Here is a 16,403-nt window from a genome sequence, read left to right as displayed (position 1 = left end):
CTTTCTCCTCCTTTTTTCACCCCAACCGATCAATCATCTCGATACACGCCCGCCCGTTGTGATAGGGGCATTTCCACATGCTGATTTTGGAATTGCCGAGGATCTTGTGATTTTCGTCCACTCCGCTGTACCACTCGCCGTTCTTCTTATCCAGTAGGTAACTTTTAATAAACTCCCAGGTATTCAATGACTTATCCAGGAATTGCTTTTCCTTCGTGAGCTGATACGCGTTCATGAAACCGACCATGGCTTCGGCCATCACCCACCACGAGCGTTCATGATTAAGGTGATTTTCTTTCGGATCGTATTCGTAATTCATTCCGCCATCGCTGGCCAGACCGGTGGCGGCTGCGCGGGCCATTTTGACCGAAAGTGTCTTGATTTTCTTGACCAGCGCTTCGTCGTGCAGGGCTTCGGCCGATTCGACGAGCAACCACGACGCTTCAATATCGTGCCCGTAGGAAATGGCGGTTTTCCGAACTTTCCAGTCGTCGTCCATGAACAGGTTCATCCGGTAGGTTTTCGGATCGACGATGTATTTCGTAAAATCATCGATCAAACTCCGAATCTGCTGATTTAACCCTTTATCCGGCCAGGCGCGGTACAGATTCGTAAAAGCCTCCAGAATGTGGAGGTGCGTATTCATCGTCTTACTCTCCTGATTGTCTTTTTTGCTGATCACATACTCCTCCGCCATGCCCGACCAGTCGCGGGTCAGGCATTCGTAAAAACCGCCCCGCTTCGGATCGTAGGCGTGTTTGATCATTTTGTTGTAAATTTCTTTGGCAAAATCGAGCGCGGGCTGGTGTTTGCTGGCGCGGTAATATTCGCTCAGCCCATAAATGGCAAACGCCTGTCCGTATTGCTGCTTGAAGGTTTGCAGCGGCTCGCCTTTGTAATCGACCGACCAGTAAACTCCGCCGTGTTCTTTATCCCGGAAATGCTTATCGATGTAGTTGTAGGCCCGTTCGGCGTAGGGTAGATACTCGTCGTGCTGCATATGCCGGGCGGCTGCCGCAAATGTCCAGACGATGCGGCTGTTGAGCACAATGCCCTTGGCGGCATCGGTTTTTGGCACATTCTGGTAATCGACTTGCCCATAGTAGCCCTCAATCGGGTCAGGACCGTATTTTTGCCAATAAGCCAGAATATCTTTCAACTCCTGATTGAGTTCTTGCCGGATTGTTCGCAAATCGAACATAGAAGGGTTAGGAAAAGGTAAAAAAGGAATAAAGCGTATCGAGTAACGAATATCGAATAATGAAGTGACTTTTTCTACTTCGCTATTCAATATTCGTTTTTCAATACGCTATATTCCTTTTAGTTTCCTCCTTTATCTACTTTCCGGGATCGCTCTCGTTCAGCATATTGCTGTTCCCTTTTCCGCCGTTATCCTGCTTACTTTTGTGTTGATTCGACCGGCTTTGGGCCATATTCGGTGTTTGTCCGGACGTATCGCGGGCGTTGTAATTCCGGTTATTGTCTGAACCGGGCTGCTTATCGTTCGAACCGGGCAGGTTCGTCGTTTTGTTGTGTGCCATGATTTCAGCTTATTTGGTATAAGAATTTAACCGGAAGTAGGGAAAATTGTTTGGAGCGGTACTTTTGTAGGGTATGCACACCAATTATTATTTTCTCCGCCAGCTTGCCCCATCGCTGGAACCGCAGCTCACCGGCCTGAAATTCATGGAATGTTTCAGTCAGGATCGCGACGAGCTGGTTTTGGTGTTCGCCCACGCCCGGGGAAAAATCAATTTTTACCGCCCCTTTTTCATCAAAGCCACCCTCCGACCGGATTTTTCAGGCTTATTATTTCCCGAAAGCATCCAGCGCGCGCGCATCAACAGCGTCGATTTGTTCGAGGAATATTACGACCGCGAAGTCGTGGCCGTTCGCTCATTTTTGAACGAGCGCTGTCTGGGAATTACGCTCGAAGGCGGTTTTACGTTGTTGTTCAAATTTTTCGGTAACCGCCCCAATCTGCTCATTTTCTCGCAGGACGAAGTCGTCGAATTGTTCAATAACAAACTGACTACCGATACCCAACTAATTCGGTCGGCCCTCGACCGTCCGCTCGACCAGTCGTGGGAAGCCTACGAGCAAAGCGGTTTTGATCACCGAAAGCTGTTTCCAACCTTCGGCAAACTGGTCAATGCGTATCTGGAGGAGAAGGGAATACAGGAAAAAGGAGAAAAAGAAAAATGGGAGCTGATTCAGGAAACTGTTCAGCAACTGACGCACCCTCGGTTTTATCTGACCACTTTTCAGCATAAACCGACGCTCTCGCTCCTGCCCTACGGTGAAATCCGGCAGGAATTTACCGATCCGCTGGCCGCCAGTAACCGGTTTTATTCGGCGTTTATGGGACAAAACACGCTGAGCCGCGAGAAGGGAGAAGCGTTGCGGTTGTTGGAAAAGCGGTTAAAAAAGACGCAGGCCTACATCGACGCCAACCTGCAACGGCTCATCGGTTTAGACGAAGCCGTTAAGAATGAAGAAGTTGCCAACATTCTGATGGCCAATCTCCACCAGATTCCCGAAAGTCCCGGTTCGCGCTCGCCCGAAGTGGTGGAACTGGACGATTTTTACCGGAATAAGCCCATCAAAATCAAACTTAAACCGGATTTAACTCCGCAGAAAAATGCGGAACACTATTACCGAAAGGCCAAAAACGAAAAAATAGAAACCACGCTTCTTCAGGAACAACTTGAAAACCGGGAGCGTGAAATTCAGGAAATTCAGCAGCAGATCGCGGGAATTGAACCGATCGAATCGTTGCGGGAATTACGGAAATACCTGAAAGCCAATCCAATTAAAGAAGAAAAAGCCGCCGATGGTACCGCTCCGCTTTTCAAACAGATCATCCATGAGGGCTTCGTAATTTTGATTGGCCGGAATGCGAAAAACAACGACCTGCTGACCCAGCAATACGCCTACAAAGACGATCTATGGCTCCACGCCCGCGATGTGTCGGGTTCGCACGTCATCATTAAATACAAAGCCGGGAAACCGTTTCCGAAAACCGTTATCGAGCGGGCGGCCGAACTGGCGGCCTGGTATTCCAAACGCCGGACGGATTCGCTTTGCCCGGTTATTTACACCCCAAAAAAGTTCGTTCGCAAACCCAAAGGGCTGGCGGCCGGGCAGGTAAAAGTAGAGAAAGAAGAAGTGATTCTCGTAGTGCCGAAAGACGAAGGATTACTCAAAACAACCTAACCATGCTGGCTCGTATTCTATTGATTTTCATTGCTGTAATTACTTTTTTTCCGGCGCATTCACAGGTTGAAACGCTCAACCGGAAGGCAGCGGGCTACCGGGGCATCTGGTATTTTATTGGTGCAACGAAAAACGAATACGCCTATAAATACAGTGGCGGTTTGGGGACGTATCCGGCCAATCACTATCCGTTTTCGGTGTATGCTCCCGCCGTTCAACGGACTTTTTTCTGTTACGGTGGCGTCACCGACTCCACTTCCCGCGAGTTGTGTCACCTGATTGGTTTCTTCGATCACAAAACCGGGATGGTATCACGGCCCACGCTTTTACTCAACAAACAGACCGACGACGCTCACGACAATCCGATTATTCAGATTGATAATCAGGGCTATATCTGGATTTTCTCGACCTCACACGGCACCGAACGACCGTCATTCATTCACCGGAGTCGAAAACCGTACGACATCGATACCTTCGACCGGATTGACGCTAACCGCCAAAACGAAAAAGGCGAAACCGTACCCTTCTCGAATTTTTCGTACGTCCAAAGTTATTACCAGAACGGACGCGGTTTTTTCAATCTGATGACGCATTACGACCGGAATGTTCTGGTTTACGGAGCCAATAAACCCCGCCGAACCATCGCTTACATCACCAGCCCGGACGGCAAAAACTGGTCGGCCTGGCAGGATATTGCGATCATCGAAGAAGGGCATTACCAAAGCAGCGGGCAAAAGGGGAACAAAATTGGCAGCGCCTTTAATTACCATCCGAACACCAAAGTAGGCGCCGGGCTCGATTACCGCACCAATCTGTATTACGTGGAAACCGACGACTTTGGCAAAAGCTGGCATACCGCCGACGGAAAACCGGTTCAGTTGCCATTAAAGGACACGCTCAATCCGGCTTTGGTGAATGACTACCGGAAACTGCGCCAGAATGTATACATCGGGGATGTGAATTACGATTCCCAAAACCGCCCGATCATCCTGTACATCACCAGCAAAGGCCCGGAACCGGGGCCGGGCAACGGACCTTACGAGTGGCACGTTGCCCACTGGACCGGCCAGCACTGGGACATTCATACCGTTACGCAATCGGACCACAACTACGACATGGGTTCGCTGTACGTGGAAGGGAACCTCTGGCGAATCATTGGCTCCGTTGAAGCGGGTCCGCAGCCGTTTGGTACGGGTGGCGAACTGGCGATGCTGGAAAGCCGCGATGCCGGAAAAACCTGGAAGTCCGTGAAAACCGTAACGCAGAACAGCGTCCGGAACCACACATATCCGCGACGGCCGGTGGCCGCCAATCCTGGTTTTTACGCGTTCTGGGCGGATGGCAACGCCCGAAAACCGTCGGCTTCTTTTCTTTATTTCGGCAACCGGCAGGGGCAGGTCTTTCAGTTACCGGCGGAGATGAAAGCGGATTTTGAAAAACCGGTCGTTGTAAAATGAACACTAAATAGCTGGCGCACTTATTTATTGTTCATTTTATTTTACAATCAAAACCGCCTTCGATACCCGGTTTTTGCCGGTTGTGAGGGTCAACTGATACCGACCAACGGGCAGTTGCTGTACCGGCCAGGAAATGATATGGCGGCCCGTTGTGAACGGCCGGTCGGACAAGGTAATGACTTCCTGCCCCGCCAGATTCGTTAACGCCAGTCGTCCCGTAAAGGGTTTGGCGACATCGACCTGGGCCGTCAGTTGATCACGGGTGGGGTTAGGCAAAACCGTCAGTTGTGTGATGGAAACGGGATCGTTCAAGGCAGTAATCACCTCCGTCACTTCGACCTGTTTCAAAATCCAGTTATCCGGATCAATTTGAACTTCAGTGGGTTGCCCTCTGACGGTCAGTTCAAACGTTTGATCGGCGCTGTTGTTAAAAACCGCAATTGTCGTATCGCCCACTGAGGTCAGCACTTTCACCGGAACCGGCATCGTGAAAAACGTCGGATTGGCGGTGCTGGTGCTTTGTTGCAGACGCAGTTGTACCCGGAATCGATTAGGCTGACTGGCGATGGCGCCACTGCTCCATTTGACCTGATACGACGGATAATTTTCGCCGTAGATCCACTGCCTGAAAAAATAATCGAGCGATTGCCCGTACACCTGCGACGCAATGGTGACAAAATCTTCGGTCGTCGCCGAGTTGTAGGCAAAGGCCGATGCCGCGTATTTCTGGAGGATCTCCTTAAACTTCTGATCGCCCACCACGCCCCGGAGCATGTGCAAAACGGTAGCTCCTTTGTAATACGTGCGGTTGGCATCGAAAACGTTGCTCACATTGGTTAGGTCCTGCACGAAGATCGTTCCACGCGCCCGGCGGGCAAGAAGCAAATACGCACTCATGTAAGAGCGGTAGGATGCCGTTCCGCCGACGGCTTCCCGATACAGCGCTTCCGCGTACGACGCAAAGCCTTCGTTGAGCCAGATATGCTCCCAGGTTTTGCAGGTAATTTTGTCGCCAAACCACTGGTGCGCCAGCTCGTGCGCCATGATATCGGTGTTAAATGCCCCCATCGAGCTGATGGTCTGATGCTCCATGCCACCGCCCCAGCCAAACTGCGCGTGTCCGTATTTTTCCTTCAGAAACGGGTACGGTCCAAAATATTTCGTGAACACATCCAGCATGTTCGTGGTCTGATCGAGCGTTTTCCGGAAGTTGTCGGTCAGCCCTTCGGGATACACATAATGCGTCACCGGCATCGAATCGGTGGGCGTTGGGCGGAAGGTTTGCTCGTAAAGCGCGTAATTGCTCATCGCCACCGAAATCAGGTACTGGGCAATCGGGTAGCGGTTTCGCCAGCGATAGGTGCGGGTATCGTCGGCATTTTCGATCATTTTTTCCAGCCGACCGTTCGAAACCGAAACAAACTGTTTGGGAGCCGTAATCCAGACATCCGACGAATCCGCTTTATCGCCCGGCGTGTCTTTACACGGAAACCATTCACTGGAACCATAAGGCTCGCTCAGGCTCCAGATAACCGGTTGGTTTTGAGAACCGTGTGTTTCAAACACAAAACTTCCTATCCCTTTTGATCCCGGCACGCCCTGGTAAAAGACCGTAACTGTCAACGCCTGACCTTTGCCAAGGGTTTGCGCTGGTGTGATGGAAAGCTGATTGTTCTGCTGTGAAAAAACGAGTTTCTGCGCACCGGTTTTCACCGAATCCACCTTCAGACTAGTATCCAAATCCAGAAAAAACCGGGTCAGGTTATCGCCAACACTTTTCAAACCGACGGTTGCAGCCCCGCGCAGGTAGTTGGGTGTGTAGGTAATATTCAGGTCAAGTTTGTAATAGGTGATGTCGATCGTTGCATCACCGGGATACTGGATGCGGGCCGAACGCCCGGTTTTCGCCAGCGAACCGAAGTAGTTCAATCGGGTGTGTTGACAAGCCGCCACGCCCTCGTCGGGCGATTGGGCCGATGCGGTAAGGCAAAATAAAAACAGGATCACGAGCTGAACCTGTTTGCGCAGTCTACTTTCGGGGAAAGGTGCTTTCATGCGTTAGTTATCTTCATCCAGAATATCCCCCGGCAACGCCTTGGGTTCGGCTTTCAGGAGGTTATACTGTTCGTTTATTTCGTTCAATTTACGCTGTTCGGCTTCCGGCAGTTCGAGTTGCCAGCCCATCGAGTCGGCCAGTTGATACATCATGAACTGAATCTGGTTGTTCGCAATCCGGGGCAAATCGCTTTCCATCGCCTTCTCCAGCATCGTCTGTTTCGACTCATCGAGCAAGCGGGTGTAATCCTCACTCCGGAAATGATTCAGGTAACCCGGATCAATATCGTAAAACTTATAATCGGTATCGATCGACAACACCTGCGGTTCGGGAAATGACTCGATGATCAGTTTCTTTTCGCCAGATTCCGGCTGCCGGAACCGGATTTTCGCAAAATCGAACCCCACCAACACTTTTGCCTTCGCAATGATTAACGCTTTTTTAGGGTCATTTATGAAATACAAAAACTTTTTATCGTCCTGATAACTCAGTATTTCGGTAAAATAACCTTCAGCCATGACTACTTTAAATACCTTTTCGATCCGATCCAGTAACATCGTGGACTCTTTCCGCACGTCGGTTACCGGTGCCGATTTCTTTTTGCGCCACCAGTTTGTCAGGGCCACACCGCCGAACCCACCCAACAGCAGCGTAATTAGAATAAATAACGTATTCGAGGACTCCATGTTTAAGTTGGATAGTTGACGAAAGGTACAGACTTTTGCAGTTCTACCAAAGATGATCTGATTACATTTAAGACGCGGAAAACCGGGTTTGGTCTCTCACACGAAATGAATAAATTATTGCTGGTCATTGCCGGACCTACCGCCGTCGGAAAAACCAGCCTCTGCGTCCGGCTGGCAAAAGCGCTACAAACCGAGGTCGTCTCGGCCGATTCACGGCAGCTTTACCGGGAACTGAGCATCGGCACGGCCAAGCCAACGCTGGAAGAAATGCAGGGCGTTCGACATCATTTCGTTGATTCACACAGCATTCTGGAACCGGTCAGCGCCGGGCAATACGAGCGCGAAGCACTCGCCATCTTGGATGAGTTGTTTCAGGAAAAAGAAGTCGTGATTTTGTCGGGTGGTACCGGTTTGTACATCGATGCGGTTTGTTTCGGACTCGACGATGTTCCGCAGGCCGAACCTGAACTCCGCGCCGAACTGATGCAACGACTGGAAACCGGGGGCTTAGCGCCATTGCAGCAACAGCTCCGCGAACTCGATCCGGTGTATGCCGAAACTGCCGATCTGCAAAATTCGCAGCGGGTTGTCCGGGCACTGGAGGTGGTTTTAAGTTCGGGAAAACCGTATTCGTCCTTTCGAAAAAAAGAATCGACTCCCCGGCCTTTCCGAACGGTTTTTATCGCGCTCGATCGGCCGCGCGACGAGCTCTATAAACGAATCGATCGCCGGATGGATGAGATGCTAGACCACGGGCTGCTCGAAGAAGTGCGCTCCCTCCTGCCCTACCGCCAGTTGACGGCGCTGCAAACCGTCGGTTACAAGGAAGTTTTCGGGTATCTGGATGGCGACTATGATTACGAAGAAATGGTCCGGCTGCTCAAACGCAACTCCCGGCGGTATGCCAAACGCCAGTTAACCTGGTTTCGCAATCAGGGAAGTTACCGCTGGTTTGGCGCGGAGGAATATGAAGAAATTTTGAAGTTGGTTGAATAACGAAATGCGTTCAACAGGAGCTCAGACGGAGATCGGCCATTCGTCACAAATGGGGCCAACTGCGTATGGATCTCCTTTTCGCTCATTTGGGTCTGTACCGCGCAGAGATGATTTTTTTATGTTCTCTTGATGACTTAATTAGATTGAGATCTTCCAAATCCTGCCATCGTTCAGCGCTTGCTGATTCGTCAGTTTTATTTCGATCGTCTCCATAAAGCATTTTTTGATGCACCCATAAAATAGGAAATGTTGAATAATGAATTTCGAAATGACTTCGATATTCGTTATTCAACATTCGCTATTCAATAGTTACTTATTTGCTTTTCCGCTCAAAGTCCCGGTACGCCAGGATGCCGCCGATCAGGTTCCGAACGTTGGAAAAACCGTTCTGTTCCAGAAATTGCTGCGCCCGACCGCTGCGGGCACCCGACCGACACTGGAGGATAATTTCCTCATCCTGACGATCTTCCAGCTCATCGATGCGGCTCGGCAGTTCGCCCAGCGGAATCAGTTCGCCACCCAGATTATCTTCTTCATATTCGTATTCTTCCCGAACGTCGATCAGGTTGATTTTCTCGCCTTTATCGAGTCGTTCTTTCAGTTCCTGTACGGTAATGTCCATATCAATTTTTGTTTTTGTCAGGTATTGAATGCCAAAAGTAGGTTTACTTTCGGATAATTAATTTCTGAACGACGGTCTTTTTGCCATCCGATAACCGAATGATGTAAAAACCGTCAGCTAACTGACTCACATTCAACTGGTTTTGTCCGGTTGCCGGGCGCGCGTTCAGAACGATGCGCCCACTTATATCGGCAATCTCGATTTGCTCAAGGGCCGGATTTTGCCAGATTAGTATTCCGGGATTCGGGTTCGGAAACACCATCAGTTTCGTATGGGCTTCCGGTTCGTCATCGATGCCCGTGATGGGAGCATCCTTGCCCGTACCCAAAACCGGTCGAATCATCGGCACCCCACCCGGATTATTCGGGTCCCAGCTTGTTCCCCGGCCTTCGAAAACCTGAGTGCCAAACCGGCTGTTTTTGTCGAACCCAATGGCGACGGTATAGTCTTCACTCACCTGCGTCCAGCCCACGTAAAAAGTATCGGTAACGGCCACTCCATACTCGAAGGGAACCTCAACAAAACCATTGCGCGAACTGCCGTAGCTAATCACGGCGGCTTTCTGATACAAGGTGCGACCCGGTCGGCCCCGTTCATCGGCATAAATGCTAAAAACCGCTGTTTGCCCGGCCAGACTGGTTTTTACCTGAGCAAAACAAACCTGCAACCCGGTAACCGCATCCGGTTTATTGAGCAAAAACCGCATCGCGACGCGCCCCTGCCGCTGCGTGTTTTGAATGGCGGCTTCGGCGGTTCCGTCGTCGTACGCATAATAATTATCCAGAACCGTTATACCGGCGATGGTGTCATTTCGGCGCAGATCGACTCCGGGAATGTTGGCCTGATCGGTCGTTTGAACCACAAACTGCGTCTGTAGCACGGCTTTTGGGGCGGCAAAACCAGCCGGAAGCTGCGCCGGTTTCATTCCGACCGGTTGGGAACTGAATCCGGAAATTAATTTAGCTTCAGTCGATGTGTACTGCTGTAAAACCTGCCTGCTGAGTTGATCGGTAATGATGGTGTTGAAGCTCGTTGTGTTGAAGTTACTGAACAGATTGACAATATCCGTCCGAATCGTATCGGTGGTTTCGGCAGCCGGGTTCAGTAGGTATTGTTTCATGGGCATAGCCGTATACCGTTTCAAAAACGACGATACGGGCTGGCGGGCGGCAATGTCCTTGATGGAGAGGTTCGTTGCCGACCGTCCCCGATTCATATAAATATAGTCGATGTGCCAGGTGTCGAACGCGCCCGATGTCCGCCCGAATGCCTGAAACCGGAACTGGAAAGCAGCGTGTAAAAACCGGGATTCTGTAACCGCAACAAACGATTGGGTAAAGTTATTGTTGGCCGTATCGCCCTTCATTGTCCATTTGGGTTCCCAGACTCCCGCACTGTTCAGAAACTGGAGTTGTAAGGAATCTTCGGTGTCGGGCAGTTCGCCCAAGCCTTTGCGCTGCCAGTAAAAACTCAGGTAAATGGCGTCGGCGGCTGTCGTTCCCGACAAATCGATGGGGTTCGAGGTCAGTGTATCGGTCGGGCCGGTGGCAATCTGGTTGATAACATCATAGGGCGTCCCGTCGGATTTCAGGCCATCGAACGTGGCCACATTGATCGAGGGGTGGTTGATCGGCAGCGTGTTGTTGATGTAAACGTTGCTCCGTTGCCACAAGGCGGAGCTGGGATGTTCGGTGACGGTTGAAAAGTCGTCAAAAAAAGGCAGGCTCAGTGCCTGAATCCGGGCTCCGCCGGGAGCTGGGATTGCAACGGATTGCGGGAAAGATTCAATCGGAACAACCTGAATCTGGGCCGAAGCATGGCCCCAAAAAAAGTAAACGACAAAGGTCAGCCCAAGCGGGAATTTCGGACCACATGCCTGCCTGATCAGCCGCTGCCAGGCCCGCATCGCCAACGGAAGAAAATGAACTTGCTGATTACGTCCTAAACGGTGCTTCATTACTTACTGCGTATCATCATTTTCGACCGGCCCCACCACCCAAAGGTCAATGACATCGCCCACCCGGATGGTAGCACCGGGTTTGGCGGCCGGGTTCTGCCGGACAACCGTTCCGACTTCTTTTTCAGGGTCTTCTACAGGAAGAATCGTGCCAACCTGCAAATTGGACCCGCGAATCAACATTTCGGCTTCGTCGCGCGGTTTACCTACAACGTCCGGAACGGCAAACATAGTATTGCCCAAACCGTCGCCGACAACAATGTCAATTTTTGATCCTTTGGCAATGCGCGTACCCGGCAGTATTTCCTTGCCATTAAAGAGTTGCTGCAAAACCGTCCCCTGCGCCAGATCCGGAACGTATTTCAGCTTTCCCATCTGTAACCCATTGCTGGACAAGGCATATTGTGCGCTGACATACGTCTGGTCAACCAGTTTAGGCATCGGAATCATCGGCGGGTTTTCCGTCGTAATGGTGATGTACAGTTTCCGTCCGGCCTTCACTTTGAAACCCGGTTTGGGGTATTGGGCAACCACCGTCAGTGGTTCGGCTCCGGCTACGTACGTGCTGTCGCTGACTTCAAACCGCAGATCGTGGTCGTTCAAAAAATCTTCCAGTTCCGATGTATTCATCCGGCTCAGGTCCGGAACCGTAATCGTTTGCCCGTGGTGAGTCGTAAAGGGTAAGTATAGAAAGAAAAATCCCAGAAACAGGACGGCTAATAAACTCAGAATAATACCAATATGAGTGAGCAGATCGGCCGTGGTACGCGTGCTGATTTTCGCCATGAAACCAATGAGATGCGCTTCGTTAAACCACAATATTAGCGGTTTGCCGGGCGGTTATCGATACAACCCGAGCATTTTTTTTATGTATTTCCCCACCACATCGAACTCCAGATTGACCACATCGCCCACCCGCAGGTCGCGAAAAGTCGTGTGTTCGTACGTATAAGGAATAATGGCAACCCGGAACGAATCCGGTTCCGAATTAAAAACGGTCAAACTAACGCCATTGATACAAATGGAGCCTTTTTCTACGGTAATATTGTTGTGTTCGGGCTCGCCGGAGATCGGCGGGTATTGAAAATCGAACAGCCAGCTCCCATTCTGGTCGGCAATGCGGGTCACGATGCCCGTCTGATCAACGTGTCCCTGCACGATGTGCCCATCGAAACGCCCGTTGGCGGGCATGCACCGTTCCAGATTGACCCGGTCGCCGGTTTTAACATGACCGAGATTGGTTTTCTTCAGCGTTTCTTCCACCGCCGTTACGGTATACGTATCACCCTCCACCGCCGTCACCGTCAGACAAACGCCGTTGTGGCTCAGACTCTGGTCCACTTTCAATTCAGGGGCAATGGGGGATTTCAGATGAAATGTCAAATTCGTGCCTTCGGCAGTGATGTTGGTCACTTCGCCAGTGGCTTCTACAATTCCGGTAAACATATTTTCTCACATTAGCTTAATCGGATAACAGGCGGGCGGTGGTAAGAATTCCACCTGTACCCCCGTGGGTACGTTACGGATATTTCTCGTAGATAATGTCTTCCGGATGATAATAGTCATTTGACATCACCAGCAGAACACCTCCCGGACTAAACTGGTCGATCTGGTACCAGTCCTTCGGCTCAACGATCAGGCATTTCTGAGGGTTGTCCAGCACAAAAAATGATTCGTCGGCTCCATCGTTCGTATACATCCGGCAACTTCCGTTGAGGCAAATCAGGGCGTGCCAGGCCGTTCGGTGCCGGTATCCGAACCGCTCCGGTTCGTCGGTTTCGTAAACGTAAAAAAAACGCTTGATGAATCCCGGCATTAGTTTCTCAAAAACCGTCAGATCGCCGGATTCAGCCGTAAATGTATCCAGTTTCAAAAGTTGGGCCATATGGAAAATCGATCACTTGCCCCCACTTATCGGGATCGTTGCCCGTTAACCAGGAAGCTGAAAAGCTGAAACAAGGCCAAGAAACCGCTAAAAGTAAAACATAATTTCTGCATTGACACGACCCGGTTTGGTACGGAAACCCAGTCAGTCCCCCACGCATCCGCCCAAAAACGATTCGATTTTATCCTAAAAATCACGCAATGAATCCGTAATTTCACGATTTAAACCGTCAACCCTATGCCTCGGAACCGTTTTTTGCTGGTGGGTCTCTTTCTGATTCTACTGGCGATCATTTATTTCTCCTTTTTCGACTCCGGAAATACCGATTCACCAGCCGTGACCAATCCGGAAACGTATCGGACGGAAATGGCAACGAAGCGAAAGGAGAAAGATGAATTTTTCCGAACCAGTACAGAATCGCCTTACACCGATAAATCCAAATTCAAAAGCCTGATCTACTTCAATCCCGACCCCAACTACCGGGTTTCGGCCCGGCTGGAGCCCTTCGCCGACCGAAAAAAAGTGGTGGTTAAATTAACCGATGGCAGCGAAGAAGTGTATGAGAAATACGCTCATGCGGTTTTTACGCTGCACGATGAAGTCTGCCGGTTGCTGGTGCTCAAGCACGACAATACACTGTCGGTTTTATTCAAAGACAAAACCAGCGGTAAGGAAACCTACGGCGGGGGCCGCTACCTCGACTTCAAACCCGACGATGCGAAGGAAAACCGCCTGTTGATCGATTTCAACGAAGCCTACAACCCCTATTGCGCCTACAACCACGAATACGCCTGTCCGCTGCCGCCAGCCGAAAACACCTTGCCGGTGGAGGTCCGGGCGGGCGAAAAATATGACCAGTGATTACGGTGATGACTATGATTTTTCAGGATGAATGAGCAACGATGAATGATGAATTACTACACGGTAACCTGGCTTCATCTCTCATCATCCATAATTCATCATTCATCATCATTAAAATTCACCGTAATCCTAGTTATCTTTGCAATCCATTTCCAGTTGATCTATGAAGATTTCTTATAAATGGCTCAATCAATTGATTAGCCTGAGTGAAAGCCCCGAGAATGTCGGTAAAATACTGACAGACACGGGCTTAGAGGTTGAAAGTATTGAAAAAATAGAGTCGGTTCCGGGCGGTTTGGAAGGGGTTGTGATCGGAGAAGTGCTGACCTGCGAAAAGCATCCCGAAGCCGATAAGCTGAGTCTGACGACGGTCGATGCAGGTCAGCCGGAAATTCTGCACATCGTTTGCGGAGCCCCCAACGTGCGGGCCGGACAGAAAGTGGTCGTTGCGCTGGTGGGGGCGACGCTTTATCCGGTGAGCGGAGAACCGTTTACGATTAAGAAAGCGAAAATCCGGGGAGCGGCTTCCGAAGGCATGATTTGCGCGGAAGATGAAATTGGTTTGGGAACCTCGCACGCCGGTGTGATGGTCCTGGATACTGACCTGCCGAACGGCACCCCTGCCGTCCGGTATTTTGGGCTGGAAGCTGACTATCAGATTGAAATCGGACTGACGCCCAACCGCGCCGACGCGGCTTCGCACCTCGGTGTGGCCCGCGATCTGAAGGCGGTTTTACAACGCCCGGTTCAATGGCCTTCGATTGAAGGGTTTCAAATCGACAACCCGAGTTTACCGATTGAAGTTATTGTTGAAAGTCCGGACGGAGCGCCCCGCTACACCGGTTTGACGATGGACGGTTTGACCGTTGGCGAGTCGCCCGACTGGTTGAAGCAACGGCTGCGGGCCATTGGGTTGAATCCGATCAACAACATTGTCGATGTGACGAACTACGTTTGCCACGAATTGGGGCAACCGCTTCACGCGTTCGATGCGGATCAGATTGCGGGTAACCAGGTGATTGTCAAAACCGTACCGGAAGGAACGCCGTTCGTTACGCTCGACGGCGTGGAGCGGAAATTGTCGGCCAGCGACCTGATGATTTGCAATGCTGCTGAACCGATGTGCATTGCGGGCGTTTTTGGTGGCCAGAAATCGGGCGTGAACGCCCAGACCACCCGGATTTTTCTGGAATCGGCCTATTTCAGCGCGGCCTGGATTCGGAAAACGTCGCAGCACCACGGCCTGAAAACCGATGCGTCGTTCCGGTTCGAACGGGGAACGGACCCGAATATGCCGGTTTTTGCGCTTAAACGGGCGGCTTTGCTGATTCAGGAAGTGGCTGGCGGAACCATTAGCTCGTCGGTTATTGACCTCTATCCTGCCCCGGTTTCAGACCGCACGGTTGAAATTCGCTACAAAAACGTTGACCGACTGATCGGTATTCCGATCGACCGCGCTGAAATCAGCCGGATTCTGGAAAGTCTGGACATTCGGGTCAGCAACCAGACCGAGCTGGGTTTCACGGCATCGGTTCCGCCTTTCCGCGTCGATGTGGAGCGGGAAGTGGATGTCATCGAAGAAATTCTCCGGATTTACGGACTCGATAACGTGCCGCTCTCGGATCACCTGTCGTCGGATTTTCTTTCTGAGTTTCCCGAAACCGACCCGGATCAATTGCAGGAACGCGCCAGTCAGTTGCTGGCCGCCAACGGTTTTTACGAAACCCTCAGCAATTCGCTGACCCGGCCGGCATATCACGACGCCATTCGGGACACCTTGCCACAGGCGGATGTCAAGCTGTTGAACCCGTTGAGTGAAGAGCTGTCGGTGATGCGGCAAACCCTGCTATTTTCCGGTTTGGAAACATTGGTGTATAACATCAACCGTCGGCAGAAAGACCTGAAAATTTTTGAGTTTGGCAAAACCTACAGCCGCGACGGCGAGCGTTTTTACGAACGTCCCCACCTGGGAATCTGGATGGCCGGACGCATGCAATCGGAAAGCTGGCTCACCGGAAATCAACGCTCTGCGGACACAGCACTCACCTACCATGACCTCGCGGGGGTTGTTCAGAAAGTGCTGACTTCGTTCCGGGTAAAAGTAACTGACAACCAGCCCGCTGACCCAGCTATCTTCCAGTACGGCTTGACGTTGCTGGTGAATAAAAAACCGGTTGTTACACTGGGGCTGGTGAAAGCCGGTTTGACCCGATTGGCTGAATTGAAGCAGACTCCGGTTTTTTACGCCGATTTCGACTGGCAGTATCTGGTGAAGTTGTACAACGGCAAGGTTGTTTTTGAAGAAGTATCGCGTTTCCCCGAAGTTCGGCGCGATTTGTCGCTGGTGCTGGACACGGGCGTTACGTATGCGCAAATCAGTCGGTTGGCGTTCCAGACCGAACGGAAGCTGCTGCGGGATCTAAACGTTTTCGATGTGTACGAAGGCGAGAACCTGGAGAAAGGCAAAAAATCATATTCCGTCAGTTTCATTTTGCAGGATCCGGTTCAAACGTTGAACGATACGGTTATCGATAAAACAATGAATCGACTGATGTCGGCATTCGAACGGGAGCTGGGGGCAATTATCAGAAAATAGGCTAGAAGTCTGGGGACTGCTTGATTTTTCAGTTGCAATCAGTCAATTTCAAACGGTCAATAGTAAACCAG

At 51.0% G+C, this 16,403-nt stretch carries 14 protein-coding genes; 5 read left to right on the top strand and 9 right to left on the bottom strand.

Going from position 1 to position 16,403, the window contains the following annotated elements; all coding sequences use genetic code 11:
• Positions 1-16 precede the first annotated feature (16 nt).
• Both EHT25_RS32150 and EHT25_RS32145 read right to left on the bottom strand, forming a co-directional pair.
• A complete protein-coding gene (locus EHT25_RS32150; protein ID WP_124879561.1) occupies positions 17-1,201 on the bottom strand; it encodes an AGE family epimerase/isomerase in 1,185 nt (394 codons plus the stop codon).
• 136 nt (positions 1,202-1,337) lie between these two features.
• Entirely contained in the window at positions 1,338-1,541 is a 204-nt protein-coding gene (locus EHT25_RS32145) for a hypothetical protein (protein ID WP_124879560.1), read from the bottom strand.
• Positions 1,542-1,614: 73 nt separating this feature from the next.
• On the opposite strand from EHT25_RS32145, the gene EHT25_RS32140 reads away from it, so the two are divergent.
• Together EHT25_RS32140 and EHT25_RS32135 are read left to right on the top strand one after the other, a co-directional pair.
• The gene (locus EHT25_RS32140; RefSeq protein ID WP_124879559.1) at positions 1,615-3,216 is read left to right on the top strand and encodes an NFACT RNA binding domain-containing protein; all 1,602 of its coding nucleotides are present in this window, start codon (positions 1,615-1,617) and stop codon (positions 3,214-3,216) included.
• A 2-nt stretch (positions 3,217-3,218) separates the two neighbouring features.
• A complete protein-coding gene (locus tag EHT25_RS32135) occupies positions 3,219-4,673 on the top strand; it encodes a BNR-4 repeat-containing protein (RefSeq protein ID WP_124879558.1) in 1,455 nt (484 codons plus the stop codon).
• Positions 4,674-4,709: 36 nt separating this feature from the next.
• Here the strand turns inward: EHT25_RS32135 and EHT25_RS32130 are convergent, their stop codons facing one another.
• Positions 4,710-6,728 carry a M1 family metallopeptidase gene (locus tag EHT25_RS32130; RefSeq protein WP_124879557.1) on the bottom strand — a complete coding sequence of 673 codons (2,019 nt, stop codon included), beginning with the start codon at positions 6,726-6,728 and terminating at the stop codon, positions 4,710-4,712.
• Positions 6,729-6,731: 3 nt separating this feature from the next.
• Positions 6,732-7,415 carry a DUF4230 domain-containing protein gene (locus EHT25_RS32125; protein ID WP_124879556.1) on the bottom strand — a complete coding sequence of 228 codons (684 nt, stop codon included), beginning with the start codon at positions 7,413-7,415 and terminating at the stop codon, positions 6,732-6,734.
• A gap of 105 nt (positions 7,416-7,520) precedes the next feature.
• Between EHT25_RS32125 and miaA the strand changes: the two genes are divergently transcribed.
• A complete protein-coding gene (gene miaA / locus EHT25_RS32120) occupies positions 7,521-8,411 on the top strand; it encodes a tRNA (adenosine(37)-N6)-dimethylallyltransferase MiaA (RefSeq protein ID WP_124879555.1) in 891 nt (296 codons plus the stop codon).
• 313 nt (positions 8,412-8,724) lie between these two features.
• On the opposite strand, the gene EHT25_RS32115 is transcribed toward miaA, so the two are convergent.
• The 5 genes from EHT25_RS32115 to EHT25_RS32095 form a co-directional block, all read right to left on the bottom strand.
• Positions 8,725-9,033, bottom strand: a complete 309-nt coding sequence (locus EHT25_RS32115) for a rhodanese-like domain-containing protein (protein ID WP_124879554.1) — start codon at positions 9,031-9,033, stop codon at positions 8,725-8,727.
• A 43-nt stretch (positions 9,034-9,076) separates the two neighbouring features.
• Positions 9,077-10,990, bottom strand: a complete 1,914-nt coding sequence (locus EHT25_RS32110) for a T9SS type A sorting domain-containing protein (protein WP_124879553.1) — start codon at positions 10,988-10,990, stop codon at positions 9,077-9,079.
• Between the two features lie 3 nt (positions 10,991-10,993).
• Entirely contained in the window at positions 10,994-11,776 is a 783-nt protein-coding gene (locus EHT25_RS32105; RefSeq protein WP_124879552.1) for a PASTA domain-containing protein, read from the bottom strand.
• 54 nt (positions 11,777-11,830) lie between these two features.
• Positions 11,831-12,436: a riboflavin synthase gene (locus EHT25_RS32100; protein WP_124879551.1), complete on the bottom strand. Its 606-nt coding sequence runs from the start codon at positions 12,434-12,436 to the stop codon at positions 11,831-11,833.
• 73 nt (positions 12,437-12,509) lie between these two features.
• Positions 12,510-12,875 carry a sugar 3,4-ketoisomerase gene (locus EHT25_RS32095; RefSeq protein WP_124879550.1) on the bottom strand — a complete coding sequence of 122 codons (366 nt, stop codon included), beginning with the start codon at positions 12,873-12,875 and terminating at the stop codon, positions 12,510-12,512.
• Positions 12,876-13,112: 237 nt separating this feature from the next.
• Between EHT25_RS32095 and EHT25_RS32090 the strand changes: the two genes are divergently transcribed.
• Entirely contained in the window at positions 13,113-13,736 is a 624-nt protein-coding gene (locus tag EHT25_RS32090; RefSeq protein ID WP_124879549.1) for a DUF1684 domain-containing protein, read from the top strand.
• Positions 13,737-13,899: 163 nt separating this feature from the next.
• Positions 13,900-16,332: a phenylalanine--tRNA ligase subunit beta gene (pheT, locus tag EHT25_RS32085; RefSeq protein WP_124879548.1), complete on the top strand. Its 2,433-nt coding sequence runs from the start codon at positions 13,900-13,902 to the stop codon at positions 16,330-16,332.
• Positions 16,333-16,403 lie beyond the last annotated feature (71 nt).

This window comes from Larkinella rosea, assembly GCF_003858635.1.
GTDB lineage: Bacteria > Bacteroidota > Bacteroidia > Cytophagales > Spirosomataceae > Larkinella > Larkinella rosea.
The sequence above is the reverse complement of the archived record's forward strand: the minus strand, read 5'-3'. Positions and strand labels throughout refer to the sequence as shown.